This is a genomic window from Henriciella aquimarina (assembly GCF_002088975.1).
GTDB lineage: Bacteria > Pseudomonadota > Alphaproteobacteria > Caulobacterales > Hyphomonadaceae > Henriciella > Henriciella aquimarina.
The window spans coordinates 1-16287 of the sequence record NZ_NCST01000065.1 but is presented as its reverse complement, the minus strand read 5'-3'; the positions used below and the strand labels follow the sequence as shown (position 1 = coordinate 16287).

General features: G+C 62.4%; 17 protein-coding genes and 1 tRNA gene. 12 read left to right on the top strand and 6 right to left on the bottom strand.

The features are described 5' to 3' along the window. Positions 1-6: 6 nt before the first annotated feature. Positions 7-423 (bottom strand): Co2+/Mg2+ efflux protein ApaG, encoded by a 417-nt coding sequence (gene apaG / locus B8784_RS10455; RefSeq protein ID WP_084397907.1) that lies wholly within the window; start codon positions 421-423, stop codon positions 7-9. Positions 424-447: 24 nt separating this feature from the next. Beyond that, the gene (gene metZ, locus B8784_RS10450; protein WP_143435419.1) at positions 448-1638 is read right to left on the bottom strand and encodes an O-succinylhomoserine sulfhydrylase; all 1191 of its coding nucleotides are present in this window, start codon (positions 1636-1638) and stop codon (positions 448-450) included. A gap of 64 nt (positions 1639-1702) precedes the next feature. Here metZ and B8784_RS10445 point away from each other — a divergent pair, with 64 nt between their 5' ends. From B8784_RS10445 to B8784_RS10425, 5 genes are all read left to right on the top strand, one after another. After that, positions 1703-2722, top strand: a complete 1020-nt coding sequence (locus B8784_RS10445) for a 2'-deoxycytidine 5'-triphosphate deaminase (protein WP_084397906.1) — start codon at positions 1703-1705, stop codon at positions 2720-2722. A gap of 99 nt (positions 2723-2821) precedes the next feature. Next, the gene (locus B8784_RS10440) at positions 2822-4084 is read left to right on the top strand and encodes an aminopeptidase (RefSeq protein ID WP_084397905.1); all 1263 of its coding nucleotides are present in this window, start codon (positions 2822-2824) and stop codon (positions 4082-4084) included. Positions 4085-4257: 173 nt separating this feature from the next. Beyond that, complete coding sequence (locus tag B8784_RS10435) at positions 4258-4707, top strand: hypothetical protein (RefSeq protein ID WP_084397904.1); 450 nt, start codon at positions 4258-4260, stop codon at positions 4705-4707. Positions 4708-4788: 81 nt separating this feature from the next. Further along, on the top strand, positions 4789-6528 hold the full coding sequence (locus B8784_RS10430) for an N-acyl-D-amino-acid deacylase family protein (RefSeq protein WP_084397903.1): 1740 nt from the start codon (positions 4789-4791) through the stop codon (positions 6526-6528). Positions 6529-6613: 85 nt separating this feature from the next. Beyond that, on the top strand, positions 6614-6799 hold the full coding sequence (locus B8784_RS10425; protein ID WP_084397902.1) for a hypothetical protein: 186 nt from the start codon (positions 6614-6616) through the stop codon (positions 6797-6799). Here the strand turns inward: B8784_RS10425 and B8784_RS10420 are convergent. After that, the gene (locus tag B8784_RS10420) at positions 6796-8085 is read right to left on the bottom strand and encodes an MFS transporter (RefSeq protein WP_084397901.1); all 1290 of its coding nucleotides are present in this window, start codon (positions 8083-8085) and stop codon (positions 6796-6798) included. The two genes, B8784_RS10425 and B8784_RS10420, sit on opposite strands and share 4 nt — an antisense overlap. A gap of 122 nt (positions 8086-8207) precedes the next feature. Here B8784_RS10420 and B8784_RS10415 point away from each other — a divergent pair, with 122 nt between their 5' ends. Further along, positions 8208-8618 carry a hypothetical protein gene (locus tag B8784_RS10415; RefSeq protein ID WP_084397900.1) on the top strand — a complete coding sequence of 137 codons (411 nt, stop codon included), beginning with the start codon at positions 8208-8210 and terminating at the stop codon, positions 8616-8618. Positions 8619-8630: 12 nt separating this feature from the next. Continuing rightward, on the top strand, positions 8631-8849 hold the full coding sequence (locus B8784_RS10410; protein ID WP_199288579.1) for a helix-turn-helix transcriptional regulator: 219 nt from the start codon (positions 8631-8633) through the stop codon (positions 8847-8849). Positions 8850-8851: 2 nt separating this feature from the next. Here the strand turns inward: B8784_RS10410 and B8784_RS10405 are convergent, their stop codons facing one another. Together B8784_RS10405 and B8784_RS10400 are read right to left on the bottom strand one after the other, a co-directional pair. Continuing rightward, positions 8852-9799 (bottom strand): radical SAM protein, encoded by a 948-nt coding sequence (locus B8784_RS10405; protein ID WP_084397969.1) that lies wholly within the window; start codon positions 9797-9799, stop codon positions 8852-8854. Positions 9800-10004: 205 nt separating this feature from the next. Then, positions 10005-10337, bottom strand: coding sequence for a hypothetical protein (locus B8784_RS10400; protein WP_084397899.1), 333 nt, complete (start codon positions 10335-10337; stop codon positions 10005-10007). Between the two features lie 230 nt (positions 10338-10567). Here B8784_RS10400 and B8784_RS10395 point away from each other — a divergent pair, with 230 nt between their 5' ends. From B8784_RS10395 to B8784_RS10380, 4 genes are all read left to right on the top strand, one after another. Then, complete coding sequence (locus B8784_RS10395; protein WP_084397898.1) at positions 10568-12526, top strand: winged helix-turn-helix domain-containing protein; 1959 nt, start codon at positions 10568-10570, stop codon at positions 12524-12526. 65 nt (positions 12527-12591) lie between these two features. Next, a tRNA-Gly gene (locus B8784_RS10390) sits at positions 12592-12665 on the top strand. A 129-nt stretch (positions 12666-12794) separates the two neighbouring features. Continuing rightward, complete coding sequence (locus B8784_RS10385; RefSeq protein ID WP_084397897.1) at positions 12795-14171, top strand: DUF6538 domain-containing protein; 1377 nt, start codon at positions 12795-12797, stop codon at positions 14169-14171. Between the two features lie 11 nt (positions 14172-14182). Further along, complete coding sequence (locus tag B8784_RS10380; protein WP_084397896.1) at positions 14183-14653, top strand: hypothetical protein; 471 nt, start codon at positions 14183-14185, stop codon at positions 14651-14653. On the opposite strand, the gene B8784_RS21310 is transcribed toward B8784_RS10380, so the two are convergent. Further along, entirely contained in the window at positions 14642-14971 is a 330-nt protein-coding gene (locus B8784_RS21310; RefSeq protein WP_143435418.1) for a hypothetical protein, read from the bottom strand. The genes B8784_RS10380 and B8784_RS21310 overlap by 12 nt on opposite strands. 122 nt (positions 14972-15093) lie before the next feature. Here B8784_RS21310 and B8784_RS10370 point away from each other — a divergent pair. Next, positions 15094-16247, top strand: a protein-coding gene (locus B8784_RS10370; protein WP_233356017.1) for an IS3 family transposase whose coding sequence is annotated in 2 segments (ribosomal slippage) — positions 15094-15369 and positions 15372-16247 — 1152 coding nt in all. Because the reading frame shifts where the segments join, the coding sequence is not laid out codon by codon here. Positions 16248-16287 lie beyond the last annotated feature (40 nt).

The following is a 16287-nucleotide window of genomic DNA, read 5'->3' as shown; positions in this document are numbered from 1 at the left end:
GCGGGGTCAGCTCGGTTTCGACCGCTCATACGGGCTGTCGAGGGAAAAGGTCGGTATGCGCGCGGCAAGCTCCTCCCCCGTCTCGCTGACAAAGGTATAGCTGCCGCCCATCATGCCGGACGGGGCCGCCAGAGGGGCGCCGGACGAATATTTGAACATTTCGCCCGGCCCAAGCGTCGGCGTCTGGCCGACCACGCCTTCGCCATCGACGATCTGGCGACGGCCCTGGCTGTCGACGATTTCCCAGTGGCGCAGGGTCAGCGTCCAGGTCCGCTCCGAGCCATTCTCGATCTCGACGGCATAGGACCAGACATAACGCCCGGAGGCCGGACGCGATTCATCATGCAGAAACCGAGGCTGGACGCGAATCGTCACGCCGCCCGTTTCAGCTTCGTAGACAAGTGGTGGCGGGCGTCCGGCCATGCCTCGTCACTCTCCCTCCATGGTTCACATACTGTCCAGGGCCGCGAGGATATCGGCTTCCAGGTCGCCGGCATCTTCAAGCCCCACAGAGATGCGAATCCAGCTTTCATCGAGCCCCATGGAGGCCCGCTCCTCGTCATTCAACGCACGATGGGTTGTCGATGCCGGATGGCAAGCGAGCGATTTCGTGTCACCTAAATTGTTTGAAATGTCGACCAGGTTCATCGCATTCAGCACACGGAAGGCTTCGGGCCGCGCCCCCTTCACCGAGAAGGCGATCAGCGTTCCGCCGGCAGACATCTGCTTCTTGTGAACGGCATAGTGCGGATGATCCTCCCGGCCGGGATAGCGCACCGCGTTGACGTTCGGATGAGCGGCGATCGCATCGGCGAGACGCGCGGCATTGCTGCAGGCCTGCTTGACCCTCAGGTCCAGCGTTTCCAGCCCCTTCAGCACCACCCAGGCATTGAAAGGCGAGGGTGCCGGACCGGTATGGCGGATCCAGGGATCGACATGTTCTTCCATCCAGTCGGAGGCCCCAAGAATGGCCCCCGCCAGCACCCGGCCCTGTCCATCCATATGCTTGGTCGCGGAGTAGACCGAAATATCCGCCCCCAGATCCAGCGGCCGCTGTAGCACCGGCGTGGCGAAGACATTATCCACAACAAGCTTCGCCCCGGCCTTGTGGGCAAGCTCCGCCACGGCCGCGATATCGACGGCCTCGAGCAGCGGGTTGGAGGGTGATTCGATCAACACCAGCTTGGCCGGCTTCGACAGCGCCTTCTTCCAGGCGTCCAGATCGGAGCCCTGAACGAATTCCGTCTCCACCCCATAGCGCGGCAGGATGGTCTGGCAGATCACCCGGCAGGAGCCGAAGAGCGCGCTCGCGGCGACGACCCGGTCGCCCTGCCCCACCGGCGCGATCATCGCGGTGGAAATGGCGCCCATGCCCGAAGCGGTGACCCGGCAGGTCTCGGCGCCTTCCAGCAGGGCAAGCCGGTTTTCCAGCATGCGCACCGTCGGATTGGCGTAGCGGGAATAGACATAGCCTTCCTCTTCACCGGCCATACGAGCCGCCGCCTGTTCGGCACTGTCATAAGCGTAGCCGGACGTCAGGAAGATCGCTTCCGACGTTTCCCCGAATTGCGAGCGCATGGTGCCGCCGCGCACAAGTTGCGTGGCCGGCTTCCAGTTCTTCTTGTCGCGCATCGACATGGCGATCGGTCCTTCCCTTCAAGAGCGCTCCGTCCTAAGCCTCTTTCCTGAAAGGGATCAAGGGATGGCTGAAGCAACACCGGGCGTTTTACCCGATACCGACATCGCAGCCCTGTTCGAAACCGGCGCCATCCGCTCGACTGAAGCGCTGGATGGCGACCAAATCCAGCCAGCCAGTCTCGACCTCCGGCTCGGGCCGGATGCCTTCCGTATCCGCGCAAGCTTCCTGCCTGGCCCAAAGCGTTCGGTCGCCGAAGTGCTGCAGGAGCCGGGCATCGAGCTCCACCGGATCGACCTCACGGCCCAGGGCGCCGTGCTTGAAACAGGCTGCGTCTATCTCGTGCCCCTCATGGAATCCCTGCGCCTGCCGCCAGGTATCTCGGGCCGCGCCAATCCGAAAAGCTCGACCGGGCGCATCGATGTGTTCACCCGGCTTGTCACCAATCGCGGCAAGGCCTTTGACGATATTCCCACCGGCTATTCCGGCCCCCTCTGGCTGGAGATTTCGCCAAGGACCTTCTCCATCCTGGCGCGGCCCGGCGACCGGCTGGCACAGCTGCGGCTGCGGCGCGGCAAGCCACAGAACACCAGCGACAAGACCGTTTCCATCGACATGCAGCGCGGCGACGGGGAGCCTGTCGGCTGGCGGGCCAAGCGCCATGCGCCGCTCGTCGACCTGCGCGGGATTGCCCGGCATGAGATCGCCGATTTCTGGGAGCCGCTCTACCCGCACAAGGGCCGTCTCGTTCTCAATCCTGACGATTTCTATATCCTCGCCTCCCGCGAGGCCGTGAAAGTGGCCGGGACAAAAGCCGCCGAAATGGCCCCCATCGCCCCGGAGCTGGGCGAGTTTCGCGCCCACTATGCCGGCTTCTTCGACCCGGGCTTCGGCACGAACAAGGGCGGCTCGCGAGCCGTTCTGGAAGTGCGTTCGCGCGACGTGCCCTTCATCCTCGAACATGGCCAGCCGGTCGCCAAACTCGTCTATGAGGACATGGCCAGCAAACCGGCCGCGACCTATGGCGGCAAGACCAGCAATTATCAGGGCCAGGGCCTGAAACTATCGAAGCACTTCACGCAATAGGCGAAAAATTCGCCAACGCTCTCCAAATACCAGAATATTTCGGAGGCGAAATGTGCTAGTATCCATTTCCCCGCATCGGGGTTTTGGGAGACGCACACAATGAAAACCTTCATCAACAAGACTGCGGCCGCAGTCATCGCGGCCGCATGCGCTGCATCTGCATCCAGCGCTCAGAGCACTCAGGCCAACACAGGCAATTCCGCAACGACGAATACAGGAGACGCCATAGCGACATCTTCAGACGAAGAGGCTGTAGACTATGACGCCATCGCCGAACGGGTGGTCATGGATGCTGCCGGGGTCCAACCCGGCGATGTCGTCCTGATCACGGGCTCACCGTCGGAACTGGCCATGCTGGAAGCCCTCGTCGCGCAGGCTGAAATCGCCGGCGGAGACGTCATCACCACGGTCAACCTGCCAAACGCCTACCATAAAGCCATCATGGAAGCGCCGGCCGAGAACCTGTCCACGCCGCCGACAGGCTATCTCGCGCTGCACGAGGCGGTCGATGTCTTCATCAATGCGACCGCCATCGACGATCCGGGCCTCTTCTCCGATGTGCCGGAAGAACGGATCAACCTGGTGCGTGAGGCCGACAAGCCGCTGGCCGAGCAGTTCGCCACCCTGCGCGCAAGGAGCGTCGATGTCGGACAGGCCGGCGGCATCCCGACAAAAGCTTATGCCGAAAGCGTCGGCGCGGACTATGGCGCCATGCGATCCATGTTCTTCGGCGCGCTCCAGGTTTCGCCGGAAACCATTTCCGCGCGTGGAAGCGCCATCCAGGACACGATGGAGAGCGGCACTGCCGTGACCGTCACCTCGCCGGCCGGGACGGATCTCAGCTTCACGCTGGCCGACAAGCCCTCGCGCGTCAGTTCGGGCCGGGCGGCTGACAACGATGTCGGCGAGGGCATCGCGTCGGCATACCTTCCGGCGGGCGACTTCTATGCCTGTATCGCTCCCGAGAGCGTCAGCGGCACCTTGGTCGCGCCCTCGGCCAGCTTCCGGGGGACAAAGCTGAAGGATATCAGCATGACCTTCGCCGAAGGCGAGATGACAGCAATGAGCGCCGCCCAGGGCCAGGCCACCCTGGAAAACTATTTCGACAGCCTGGACGCACCAAGCAAGAAGCTCTCCGTGATCAATATCGGCCTCAACCCCGAAAGCCATATGCTCGACGGCTCGAGCTACCGCTCCTGGGAAATGGCCGGCATGACGACGCTGGTGCTTGGCAATGCCGTATGGGCGGGCTGTGACAACCTCGCCGAGGGCGGCTTCAGCCTGCATCTGGACGGTACTACCGTCACCGCCGAAGACACTACTGTCGTGGAGGCAGGCGCACTCGCCACCGCCACGGACTGACGAGAGACCGGGAAGCGCCTGCGGCCGCCCTGCCGGGGGCGCTTCCTGACCTTCGGGTCTTCAGCTCTCTTTGCTCCGGCTTGTTTGAAAACAATTCACGATCCAGTGGTGGACAGCATTCCTCAATCACGCTCTGTTGGCGCCAATATCATGAGCAAACGAGGGGATTCCCCATGAGACATGCACTTATTCTGTCCGCCGCCCTGCTCGGGCTGGCTGCTTGCGGCGGCTCCGGCGCCGATGGCGAAGACGCTGCCGGCAAGGAAGAGGCCGGCTGGCGCGACGCCTGCATCACCATCGCCAATGACGAGGAAGGCCAGGAAGAGATCGCCGGTATGGGCACGGATGCCGACGGCTTCTGCGACTGCGCCGACAAGTTCATCGCCGAGATGCCGGCCGAGGACCAGGAAAAGGCCAAGACGACCATGATCAAGGTCGCCGACGGCATGAATGAGGGCGGCCAGTCGACCGAGGATGTCGTCGGCAAGATGATGAGCGACGCCATGTCCAAGCCGGACGACCCCGATGCCCAGGCCATGAGCGAAGGGGTCCGCCTCGTCGGGCGGATGATCGACGATATCGACAGCAGCTATGAAGACAACGGCAGCTGCGTGGTCGGCTGATCCAGATTGACTTCCCAAGGGTCAGGGACGTTCACTCTCTGAAAGATCCGGCGGTAGACCGGACAGCAGGAGGAACGTCCCATGACCCATGATCTCATTATTCGAAATGGCTTCGTCGCCGATGGCACAGGCGCGCCGGGCCGCGAGGCAGACATCGCCGTCGACGACGGCCGCATCACGGCTGTCGGCCACATCCCCGGCAAGGGCCAGACCGAGATCGACGCCAGGGGCCAGCTCGTCACGCCGGGCTTTGTCGATGTACATACCCACTATGACGGCCAGGCGACTTGGGGCGACGCGCTCACACCGTCTTCCATTCATGGCGTGACAACAGCCGTGATGGGCAATTGCGGTGTCGGCTTTGCCCCGTGCCGCGCCGAGGACCATGACCGTCTGATCCGCCTCATGGAGGGCGTTGAGGACATTCCCTTCCCGGTCCTGTCGACCGGCCTGCCCTGGAACTGGGAGAGTTTTCCGGACTATCTCGACAGCCTGTCGGACAAGGCGTTCGACATCGATGTCGCCGCGCAGCTGCCGCATGCCGCGCTTCGCGTCTTCGTCATGGGCGAGCGCGGGGCCAACCGCGAAGAGGCCAGCGAGACCGACATTGCCGCGATGGCCAAACTGGCAAAAGAGGCCGTGATGGCCGGCGCCCTCGGCTTCTCGACCTCGCGCACCCTCAACCACCGCACCTCCGACGGCCAGCCCACGCCGACGCTGACGGCCTCTGAAGCCGAGCTCACGGGCATCGCCATGGCGCTGAAAGATATTGATCGCGGCGTGCTCCAGTTCGTGTCGGACTTTGACGACCCGAAGAAGGAAGCCGCCATGTTCCGGCGGATCGTCGAGGCGTCTGGCCGGCCCTTGTCGGTGTCGCTCGCCCAATCCGATCTTGCGCCCGAAGGCTGGCGGACCCTGCTCGGCGCAATCGAACAGGCCGTCGATGACGGCCTCCCAATGCGCGCGCAGGTCTGCGGCCGTCCGGTCGGCGTGCTGCTCGGCCTCGACCTCACCATGAACCCGTTCTCGGCCCACCCGTCCTATCGCAAGATCAAGGACCAGCCGCTCGCCGAACAGGTTGCCGCCCTGCGCGATCCGGACTTCCGGGCCCAGCTCCTCTCCGAAGAGCCAGAGACCGACAATCCCTTCGCGAAGGTAATGCTGCGCAGCTTCGGCAAGATGTTCACCCTGGATGCGGTCCCGGATTATGAGCCGGCAGCCGACCGCACCGTCGAGGCGATTGCGAAGGAACGTGGCGTCTCATCCGAAGACGTGGCGCTGGACATCCTGCTCGCCGAAGACGGACATGGCATGCTCTACCTGCCCTTCCTCAACTATGCACAGGGCTCGCTCGATCCTTCATACGAGATGCTCAAAAGCACCGCGACCATCCCCGGCCTGTCGGATGGCGGCGCGCATGTCGGCATGATCTGCGACGGCTCCTTCCCGACCAGCATGTTGACCCACTGGACGCGCGACCGCACGCGCGGAGACCGCTTCCCGGTGGAATGGATCGTGAAGCGCCAGACGGCCGACACAGCCCATTGGATGGGGCTCAATGATCGCGGCCTGATCGCGCCGGGCTACCGCGCCGATCTCAACGTTATCGATTATAACAATCTGACCCTCTACAAGCCGGAGATCCTGCGGGACCTGCCGGCCAGCGGGCGCCGGTTGATGCAGCGCGCCAGCGGCTACACGGCAACCATTGTCGCCGGCCAGGTAATCTATCGCGACGGCGATCCGACGGGCGCAAAACCGGGCCGGCTTGTGCGCGGCGCGCAACACTCGCCTGCAATATCGCGCCAGGCAGCTGAATAGGTCGAATTTCACGGATCTGGGAAAGTCCCCGGAAAGACACTGGTCCCACAGCTCGCCTTTCAGGCGAATTGTGTGGGGACAGCGCATGACCGGTCAGACACTGCAAGCCATGGCATATGCGGCCGGCCTGGTCGCATCGGCCTTCCTGATCCGGGCCGCCTTCGTCATGACCTTTTACACCTCCTGGACGCTGGACGAGCTGTTCGGCTTCAATGAGGGCGGCTGGGAAACAGAGCAGATGAGAGAGCGCCGCCGCAGCTTCTGGCGCTAGGATTTCACCGCCTGCTCTTCCACGTCATCGAACCGGTCGGCATGGGCGAGCTGCGGGAAAAGCCGCGTCCAGGCCAGCGCCGTGACAATCGCCATGGAGCCGCCGAGCACGACCGCGCCCACCGGCCCGAGCAGGCGGGCGGCCACCCCGCTCTCGAACTCGCCAAGCTCGTTCGACGCCGAGATGAAGATGAAGGACACTGAAGACACCCGGCCTTTCATCTCGTCCGGGGTCGCCAGCTGGATCAGTGAGGCACGCACATAGACCGAGATCTGGTCGGCCGCGCCTGTCACGGCCAGCGCCAGGAAGGACAGCCAGAACACCGTCGACAGGCCGAACACAAGCGTCGCGGCGCCATAGATGCCGACCGCCCACATCATCCAGGCCCCGACCTTGGTTGCGAGTGGCCGGGTCGCCAGGAAGAAGGCGACGATCACCGCGCCCACAGCCACCGACGCCTGTAACAGCCCGAGGCCGACAGAGCCGACATGCAGGATATCGCGCGCAAAGACCGGAAGCAGCGCCTTCGCTCCGCCGAAGAAGACCACGACCAGATCGAGCGAGATCGCGCCGAGCACGATCCGGTTGCGGCGGATATAGCCAAGCCCCTCGAAGACCATCTCCCAGCCACGCGCATCGGCAAGCTTCTCGTGCGCCGGCGCTTTCAGCGTCGCCAGCATGATGACAGCGAAAGCCGACAGGAGAATGGCGGAGACATAGACCGCTTCTGCCCCGCCTGCCGCATACAGCAAGCCGCCGAGGGCCGGACCGACAATGGTCGCCGTCTGGAAACCAAGCGAATTCCAGGCAATCGCCGTCGGCAGCTCGTCACGCGGCACAAGTTTGGGAAACAGTGCATTGGCGGCCGCCGGCGTGAAGGCATTTGTGGTGCCGAGCGTCACGGCAACCCCGAAAATGATGGGCAGCGCATAGCTCGCCGGCAGGAAGACCGAGGAGAGGAGCGCCAGCGAAACGAGGATCCTGACCGTGATCGCCACCACCAGGATCATCTTGCGGTTCAACCGGTCGGCCGCCTGCCCGCCAACCAGCGACAGGAGCAGAACAGGTATGAACTGGGCGAGCCCGACCAGGCCGAGCAGGAAGGCCGATTCCTCCACACTCCAGCCAAGCCCGCCTGCGCCCGCCGGGTCCCGTGCGACATTGTAGACCTGCCAGCCAATGGCCACCGCCTCCATCTGACGGGCCGCAGCGATGGACACACGCATCGACCAGAAATGCAGATACGGCCTGTGCCGGAAGACCTGAAGGGAGGGAGCATGCGCCATGGAAGCGCTGTCCTAGCGCGCCGCCGCAAAGGTGCAATCACTCTTTTGTGTCAAGGTAAGTTGACATGACAAGCAGGCTTGTCTATATGTCAAGGAAACACGACACACTTTGGAGACTTCAAATGGCCCGGCAACTTGGCTTCAACGCCGCCCGCAAGCGTTACCGGCGCGTCTTCTGGCCCGCCATGATCGCCTATGTGGCGATCGTATTCGGCGGGGCCTGGTTCATCGAGGACGGCGTCACACCGCAATGGATCGCCGCCAGCGTCGCCGTCGCCACCGCCCTGCCGGTCTGTCTCGCGATATGGGCCGTGGTGCGCTGGATGAGCGAGACCGACGAATATACCCGCCTGCGCCATCTGAAGGCGTTCGCCCAAGGCGCCGCGCTCACCCTTTGCGCCATCTTCGTCATCGGTTTCCTGCAACTGTTCGAGGTGATCGGCCAGTTCGATGTCTTCTGGTTCGGCCCGGCCTTCTTCCTGGCCTACGGCCTGTGCAGCTGCGCGCCCAACTGGTTCGGCAAGACGGTCTGAGGCACTGACGCAATGGACAACATCATTCGCGTCCTTAGGGCAGAACAGGGCTGGAGCCAGGCCGCGCTTGCCGAGAAGCTCGATGTCTCACGCCAGTCGGTAAACGCCATCGAGACCGGCAAGTATGACCCCTCCCTTCCACTCGCCTTCGCGATCGCCCGCCTCTTCGGCAAGTCGATCGAGGAGGTCTTTCAGGATCCGGGCTCAAGCCGGGTCAAAGCGGCGGAATAACCTCAGGCCGAGCAGCTGCCGCCGCCGAGGACGCAGAAGCTGGCGCACCAGGCATGGTTGAGCTGGACCGGGTCTGCCGTGGCCTCGGCGAGCGTCTCGCCGAGCTCGAACTGGGCATCATAGGCGAGCAGTGTGCAGGCGGTGACACTCGCACGCGCGGCGCCCTTGCGCTTCACCACCATGCGCTGGCTGGCGCACATCATGTCGGCCGGGTCGACATCGAGGATGCCCCAGCAGGCGGTGGTAATCTCCGGCGGGTCATCCCCCTCGATCATTTCGGGAAACAGGACGAGCGCCCTCGGGTCGGCCGGATCGATGCCGAGACCGAGCCGGTCAACCAGCTTGCCATAGCCCGCCCGGGCCTGCTGCTCGTCTTCGGTCAAGGCCTGGCGCCCGGCGATGGCGAGCTGAAAGCCGTTTTGCGCCAGCCATGACAGCCCCACTGTGGCCGCGGCAAAGGCCCCCGGCCCGCGCTCGGCGTCGTGCACGGTCTCCTCATGGGAATCCATCGAGACACGCAACACCATGCGCCCACCGAAACGCGCCCTCAGCGTCAGCAACCCGTCCTGGATGCGCGGACGCATCATCGGGCGCATGGCATTGGTAAGCAGAAGCAACGAATGCCCGCGCGACAGCACGGCCTCCATGATCTCCAGAATGTCAGGGCACATGAAGGGCTCGCCGCCCGTGATCCCGATCTCCTTGGGCCCTTCACCAAGCGCATCGATTTCATCGAGAAAGGGCAGGACGTCGCCAAGGGTCAGATAGACGAGGTCGTCGTTCGTCGGCGAGCTTTTGATATAGCAGTTGCGGCACGCGACATTGCAGAGCGTGCCCGTGTTCAGCCACAGCGTCTTCAGGCCGCGCCAGTCGACACTGCCCCGCGTCTCACCCTTGGCGGTGACGAACGGATCGCGGAATTTCTGTTGGATCAGGGTCGTATGCGGCATGGACAGGACAGTATGCCCGACCGGGCGCATGACAAGCGACCGCTTTCATGCCTGACACAGATGTGATTCCGCCTGACACGCGGGGATGCATGTCAGGCGGAACAGGTCATGGGGCACTGAGGTGGGGGAGCCCGGGGTGGCAGCAGGATAGTACAGGCAAGTCTGCCACCCCGTTGGCTCCGGTCGCTGGCACGGGGATGGGGGCTTAATTCGTGCCGGCGACGCGATAGGGCTGCGCAGGATCCACAAAGTTCTTGTGCAGCTGGGTGAGTTCGGGACGATCCACCGCCGTCACCGCCTCATTCATGAGCCGGTTCACGCAGGACCATTCCGCGAGGGGATAAACGCCTTTGATCGCACTCGGATAGGAGGTGACCTTTTCGCAGGCAGCCTTCGCATCAGCGAGGAAACCGGCATGGATTTCCTGTGCACTGTCGGTCGGGTTGTAAGCGAAGACGGTCTCGTCCTTGTCCTGCGCCATGGCACCGAAGCCGATCGCGCTGGCGGCGAGGGAGAGAGCAAGCATTTTCTTGAACATTGGGGTTTCCTCCTGTTTGCTTGGCCGGTGCGGTTAAGAGGGGCCGCCCGGCGATGACGAGACACTTGCTCATTCCGGCAGGCAAAGTCCTGTAGGCTCCCGGATTTTTGCGGAATGTTTTCCTGAGGGATTTCTGAGGTCATTGAATTTGCTGCGGAATTGCCAATCTCTGGTGCTCTCTTTCACGCCGCCGCCAAGGCGCGTGACAGTCTGCAAGACGGGTCCGGGCCATGGATGAAATGGAATCGCGCAATGAACGGCCTGCCGGATCGGCAGGTCAGATGCCCGATTTCATCGTCGGAAAAGTCACGGTGCGCCCGGCCCACAGCCTGCTCTGTACATCCCGCACCGAACGCCGCATCGAACCGAAGGTGATGGACGTCCTCTGCCGGCTGGCGCAGGAGCCCGGCGAAGTCGTCGCCCGTCCCACCCTTATCGAGGAGATCTGGCAGGTCGAGCACGGGGCCGATGAAAGTTTGACACGGGCCATCTCGCTCTTGCGCAAGACCTTCCTCGAGCTTGACCCGAACGCGCTCTATATCCGCACGGTCCCGCGGCGCGGCTACAGCCTGGTGGCCGAGGTCGCCCCGGCTGGAGAGGACGGCGCCACCGTCAGCGAGCCCGCCTTTCCAGACCGGCGCCTCTCAGTTCTGCAATACGCCCTCGGGATCGCGGCCATCGCCGTGCTCGCAGGCCTGATGGCCCTGCTCGTGATCCGCCGCGAGCCCGTCACCGACCCGGCCCCGACAACGCCATCGGTCGCCGTCCTGCCCTTCCAGGCCTTTGGCAGCGATGCCGACCTTGCCTATTTCGCCGAAGGGATCGGGGAAGAGGTTCTCAATATCGTCTCTCATGCCGACGCCCTTAAAGTGGCCGGCGGCACGTCCAGCCTGCCGCGCAGTGACGGCATGATCACGCGCGCGGAGATCGGTGAGTATCTCGGTGTCGACCACCTGCTCGAGGGCAGTGTGCGCAGCAATGGCGAGGAATTGCGCATATCCGCCCAGCTGACGGAAATCTCAGACAACCGCCAGATCTGGTCCACCACTTACCGTACGGACCGTTCCGCGCTGGAAAGCCCACGTCTTCAGCGCAATATCGCGATGCGCATCGCTGGCGCGCTCAGCATCGCTCTCGGTTTCCAGGACCAGAACACCCTGCCGGGCACTGACACTGACAGCCTCGAAGCCTATGAGGCCTATCTGCGCGGGCGCGAATACCAGACCTGGCTCGGCGCGGACCGCTATGCCGCCATGAACAGCTTCCAGCGCGCCGTCGACCTTGATCCTAATTACGCCTCGGCCGTTACAGAGCTGGCGAGCATTACCGGTGACCTCGCCTGGGAGGCTGCCTCGGCACAGGAAGCACGCAGCTTGCAGGAAGACGGCCGCGCGCTGGCCCAGCGGGCGCTCGCCCTCAACCCCGATCTTGCCATGGCTCACACCATGCTCGGCGTCTATCAGGCCGCCGCGGGAGAGTGGGACGCCTCCGCCGAGTCCTTCGAGCAGGCGCTCTCACTCAGCCAGGATCCTCGCATCCTGATGAATTATGCGCTGATGCTGGCACGAACCGGCACCCTGCGCGAAGCCCGGATCAGGGCGGAAGCCGCCCTCGACCTGGAGCCCGGACATCCCGGCCGGGCGTCCACCTATGCGATTATCATGACGGATCTCGGCCTCTATGCCGATGCCCGCCGCACCCTGGACGAAGTCCGCAGCGAAACCGGCGACCTTCCCATTTCCGCCGCGCTCGACTGGATACTGGCGATGCATGGTGAAATTGCCGCTGAAGATGTGCGCCGCCTCACGGAGGCCTATGTGGCGGCGGCACCGGAAACCGCGCTGCTGCTCAACCGTATTCTGGATGTCCTCGACGAGCCGGAGGCCGCACTTGCCATCCTGAGCGAGGCGGCGTCTGCCCAGCGCATGGACTTCCCGGCCCAGCGCGAAGTGATGGCGACGCTCGCAGCCTGGTATGGCGATGATGCGCTCGCACTTGAGCTCTGGCGGGACGAACTTGCAGGGACCAATCTGCGCATGCTGCGTCTCTGGGGGCCACGCTTTGCGGGCATGCGCAAGCTTCCCGGCTTTACCCAGCTTGTGAGCGATCTCGGCCTGCCGGCTTACTGGGAAGATAATGGCTGGCCGGACGCCTGCCGCCCGTCCGGGGACAGCTTTCGCTGTAAATGAAGCCGCCGGGTTGAGCGAAACCGCTTGACGCCTGCGGCATCCATGGCAAAGCATGAATGCCGTAAGCGGGTGTAGCTCAATGGTAGAGCAGCAGCTTCCCAAGCTGACGACGAGGGTTCGATTCCCTTCACCCGCTCCAGCGCCTTTTCAGGCTTTTTGCATCAAAAACAATCCAGTAGCATATAATTGTACCGCTCCGAATTTCGGGCGATGCCGGGTTTGTGTAACTTTCTGCGCAACACTCGTGTAACAAACCGGATGAGCCCAGATGCGCAAAGAGGACCGCTATCTGCAAAAACGTGGAGGCCGCTGGCACTATGTCCGGCGCGTGCCAACCGCCTGTCAGGCCATTGATGATCGCGGGTTTGTGCGCGTCACTCTCAACACCGGCTCGCTGGAAATGGCGCGGGAAAGACGCAACGCCCTGGAGGCGGCCGATAATCAGCTCTGGGGAATCTTGGAGTGCGTCAGCGAAGAACCGGAAGACACCGCGCGCCGGGCCAGGCAACTGGCCGAGCGCCGCTATCAGGCCGCCCGCTCACGGGCCATGTCGCGTGGACTCGTCTATGCGCCTGCTGACGAGCTGAGCACCCTGTTTGCCATTGATGACATCCTGGACCGGATCTGCACGCTCCAGAAGATCGATACCGGCGATGCCCGCCCCGCCATGAGGGCCGAGACTGAAGCCCTCCTCGGCGGCGTAGACCGGCCCTCCGTGTGCGTCACTGACGCCTTTGAGATCTATTGCGATGAGATCGCCATAGGCGACCTTCTCAACAAGTCGCCGGGGCAGCGAAAGCTCTGGCGGAAAACCAAGCTGCGCGCGATCAACTACTTTGTCGACGTGGTCGGCGACAAGCCGATGGAAACCCTCACCCGCGAGGATGCGTTGAAGTTCTATAACTGGTGGGCTGATCGTCTGAAGCCGAAGAAAGGCGCCCCCGCCAGGGGCGCGAACACCGCCAATCGCGATCTCGGGAATCTGCGCCTGCTCTACCGGGAATATTTTCGGCATATCGGCGAAGAGACGCGCCCCAATCCATTCCGCAATCTCGCCTTCAAGGAGACCATCGCCGACAAGGTGCCAGCCTTCCCGGATGACTGGGTCCGCACAAAGATCCTCGTCCCCGGCTCGCTTGCAGGCATCAATGAACAGGCCCGCCTGATCGCCTATGCCCTGATCGAAACCGGCTGCCGTCCGAGCGAGATCGCCAATCTCCTCCCCGAAGACATCTGCCTGGAGGCAGATGTCCCCCATATCCGCATCCGTCCGCGCAAGGACCGGGAGATCAAGACCGGCTCATCTATTCGCGATATCCCGCTTGTGGGTGTCTCGCTGGAAGCAATGAAACGCGCTCCGGAGGGGTTCCCGCACTATCGCGACCGGAATGATCTTCTCTCACAGTCACTTGTGAAGACGTTCAGAAATCGCGGGCTGATGCCAAGCGACAAACACGTCATCTATTCCTTCCGGCACTCCTTTGAGAAGCGCATGCTAGAAGCCGGGCTCGATTATGGCCTCCGCTGCCTGCTCATGGGCCACGCCACGAACCGGCCCGCCTATGGCGATGGTGGCTCGCTGGCCTATCGCCGAAAGGAACTGCTCAGGATCGCGCATCCGGTGCCTGAGGGGCTGCTCGGATAGGGCGAGAGAGCATGACTATCATCGATGTCGATTGGAAGGGAAATGTAGTCTCCGTCATAAGCGGGCCCGGCGTTGCGATCGATAGCAGGAACTATCTCTGGCGAATCGAGACGCGCGGTGATCCTGCAAAGCGCATAAAGTTCAGCGCTGATGTCGTGCGGCGAAAGTTGGAAGCCAGCATCGAGACGCTGGAAACGTCGATCTACAAAAGCAAGGCGCGAGATGCGGCGGTTTCTTGGACGCAAAGGAGTATCGATCGGTTAGATCAGGGCGACGTGGGCGACACCCAGGCATTGCTCGGCTTGGAAGTTGGTGCAGCTTCTAATACTTTGTTGCTTGGGAAGGCTTGGAACTCACCTGAAAAGTACAAAGCGGTATCCAGTACCGAACCCTTGGCTGGCCTATGGCCGTCCGAAAAGAAAGTCCTTGGGAGTATGATCAAAAATATGAAGGAATCAGAGCGGATTACATCAATCAGATGAAGAGCCTCTGACTATACTGGCAACCAGTGAGTACCCTTCTCTAAGATGCGGATCATATCGCCATTTCAAAACACCACTACCAAAGTCTATTCCCGCCAGTTCTTCTCGCGATTTTTCGAGCTGAAGGTGCATCGCATAGTAACCGGTCGCGCGCTCGATGAGCTTTTGCAGGGCAATCAATAGTACGATTTCCGACCCTGGTGCGTCATTGCCAGAATTTACGTTGAGCTTTAATTTTAAGCAGGTTGCCGCATCGGCGTTGCCCTCAACATAATATGCAAGATTGTCGGGCTGCGCCTCATTGTTTAGCTCCCTCATTGGGGATGAGGCAAACCAGTCTCCATAGGATTCATGGTAGTCTGAGCTACCCCCCGAAATTTGGACACTGACATAAGCTACGATTTGCAGTCTGCTGATCTTCAACGACGAGGAGATCAGAGATGTCGAAACGCAAACAGCACGCGCCCGAGTTCAAGGCGAAGGTCGCGCTGGAAGCCCTGAAGGGTGAGGAGACGGCGGCCGAGCTGGCGAGTCGGTTCGGGGTGCATCCGACGATGATCCATCAATGGAAACGCGCTTTGCTCGAGGGTGCCTCCGGCGTGTTCGAACGCGGCGGCCGGAGGAAGCCCGAGATCGACGAGGAGCAGGTGAAGGAACTCCATGCCAAGATCGGGGAGCTGGCGGTGGCCAACTCTTTTTTAGAACGAAAGCTGAAGCCCTGGGGCGGGAAGTGAGGCGCGGGATGATCGAGCCTGACCACCCTGAGCTATCCATCGGGCAACAGTGCAAGCTGCTGTCAATCGCGCGCTCGTCCTTCTACTACACACCTAAAGGCGAGACCGAGCTGAACCTCGGCCTGATGCGGCTAATTGACGAGCAGTTCCTGGAGACGCCGTTCTTCGGTGTCCGCCAGATGACATGGCACCTGCGCAACGACGGGCACCTCGTGAACGAGAAACGTGTCCGGCGGCTGATGCGCCTGATGGGGCTCATGCCGATCTACCAGAAGCCCAACACCAGCAGGCCAGCGAAGGGGCACAAGACCTATCCCTACCTGCTGAGAGGTCTGCGGGTGGATCGTCCGAACCAGGTCTGGTGCTCGGACATCACCTACCTGCCGATGCAGCGCGGGTTCCTCTACCTCGTGGCGATCATGGACTGGCACACTCGAAAGGTCTTGGCTTGGCGCATCTCCAATACGCTGGAAGCCGACTTCTGCGTCGAAGCGCTGAACGAGGCCGTCCACAAGTTCGGCGCGCCCGAGATCATGAATACCGACCAGGGTAGCCAGTTCACGTCCTTCGCGTGGACCGACCGACTGCGCAGGACCGGCGTGCGGATCTCGATGGACGGAAAAGGCCGCTTCCTCGACAACATCTTCATCGAAAGGCTATGGCGAACCCTGAAATACGAGTGCGTCTACCTGCACGCCTGGGAAACAGGATCAGAAACAAAGACGGGCATCCGGAAATGGATGACCTTCTACAACCACAAGCGCCCTCACTCAGCCCTTGGCGGCAGGCCACCAGCGGTGGTTTACTGGCAAAGAAATAATATCAAGCAACCCGATCAGCAGGTGCAACGAGTAGCTTAATCTACGCCAGATCCTGTCCAAACGATGGGGAGTAGCTCAG

Bases quoted from the DNA above. Each gene is read 5' to 3' on its own strand.
- apaG (WP_084397907.1), bottom strand. From the start codon at position 423: ATGGCCGGACGCCCGCCACCACTTGTCTACGAAGCTGAAACGGGCGGC.
- metZ (WP_143435419.1), bottom strand. From the start codon at position 1,638: ATGTCGATGCGCGACAAGAAGAACTGGAAGCCGGCCACGCAACTTGTG.
- B8784_RS10445 (WP_084397906.1), top strand. From the start codon at position 1,703: ATGGCTGAAGCAACACCGGGCGTTTTACCCGATACCGACATCGCAGCC.
- B8784_RS10440 (WP_084397905.1), top strand. From the start codon at position 2,822: ATGAAAACCTTCATCAACAAGACTGCGGCCGCAGTCATCGCGGCCGCA.
- B8784_RS10435 (WP_084397904.1), top strand. From the start codon at position 4,258: ATGAGACATGCACTTATTCTGTCCGCCGCCCTGCTCGGGCTGGCTGCT.
- B8784_RS10430 (WP_084397903.1), top strand. From the start codon at position 4,789: ATGACCCATGATCTCATTATTCGAAATGGCTTCGTCGCCGATGGCACA.
- B8784_RS10425 (WP_084397902.1), top strand. From the start codon at position 6,614: ATGACCGGTCAGACACTGCAAGCCATGGCATATGCGGCCGGCCTGGTC.
- B8784_RS10420 (WP_084397901.1), bottom strand. From the start codon at position 8,085: ATGGCGCATGCTCCCTCCCTTCAGGTCTTCCGGCACAGGCCGTATCTG.
- B8784_RS10415 (WP_084397900.1), top strand. From the start codon at position 8,208: ATGGCCCGGCAACTTGGCTTCAACGCCGCCCGCAAGCGTTACCGGCGC.
- B8784_RS10410 (WP_199288579.1), top strand. From the start codon at position 8,631: ATGGACAACATCATTCGCGTCCTTAGGGCAGAACAGGGCTGGAGCCAG.
- B8784_RS10405 (WP_084397969.1), bottom strand. From the start codon at position 9,799: ATGCCGCATACGACCCTGATCCAACAGAAATTCCGCGATCCGTTCGTC.
- B8784_RS10400 (WP_084397899.1), bottom strand. From the start codon at position 10,337: ATGTTCAAGAAAATGCTTGCTCTCTCCCTCGCCGCCAGCGCGATCGGC.
- B8784_RS10395 (WP_084397898.1), top strand. From the start codon at position 10,568: ATGGATGAAATGGAATCGCGCAATGAACGGCCTGCCGGATCGGCAGGT.
- B8784_RS10385 (WP_084397897.1), top strand. From the start codon at position 12,795: ATGCGCAAAGAGGACCGCTATCTGCAAAAACGTGGAGGCCGCTGGCAC.
- B8784_RS10380 (WP_084397896.1), top strand. From the start codon at position 14,183: ATGACTATCATCGATGTCGATTGGAAGGGAAATGTAGTCTCCGTCATA.
- B8784_RS21310 (WP_143435418.1), bottom strand. From the start codon at position 14,971: ATGAGGGAGCTAAACAATGAGGCGCAGCCCGACAATCTTGCATATTAT.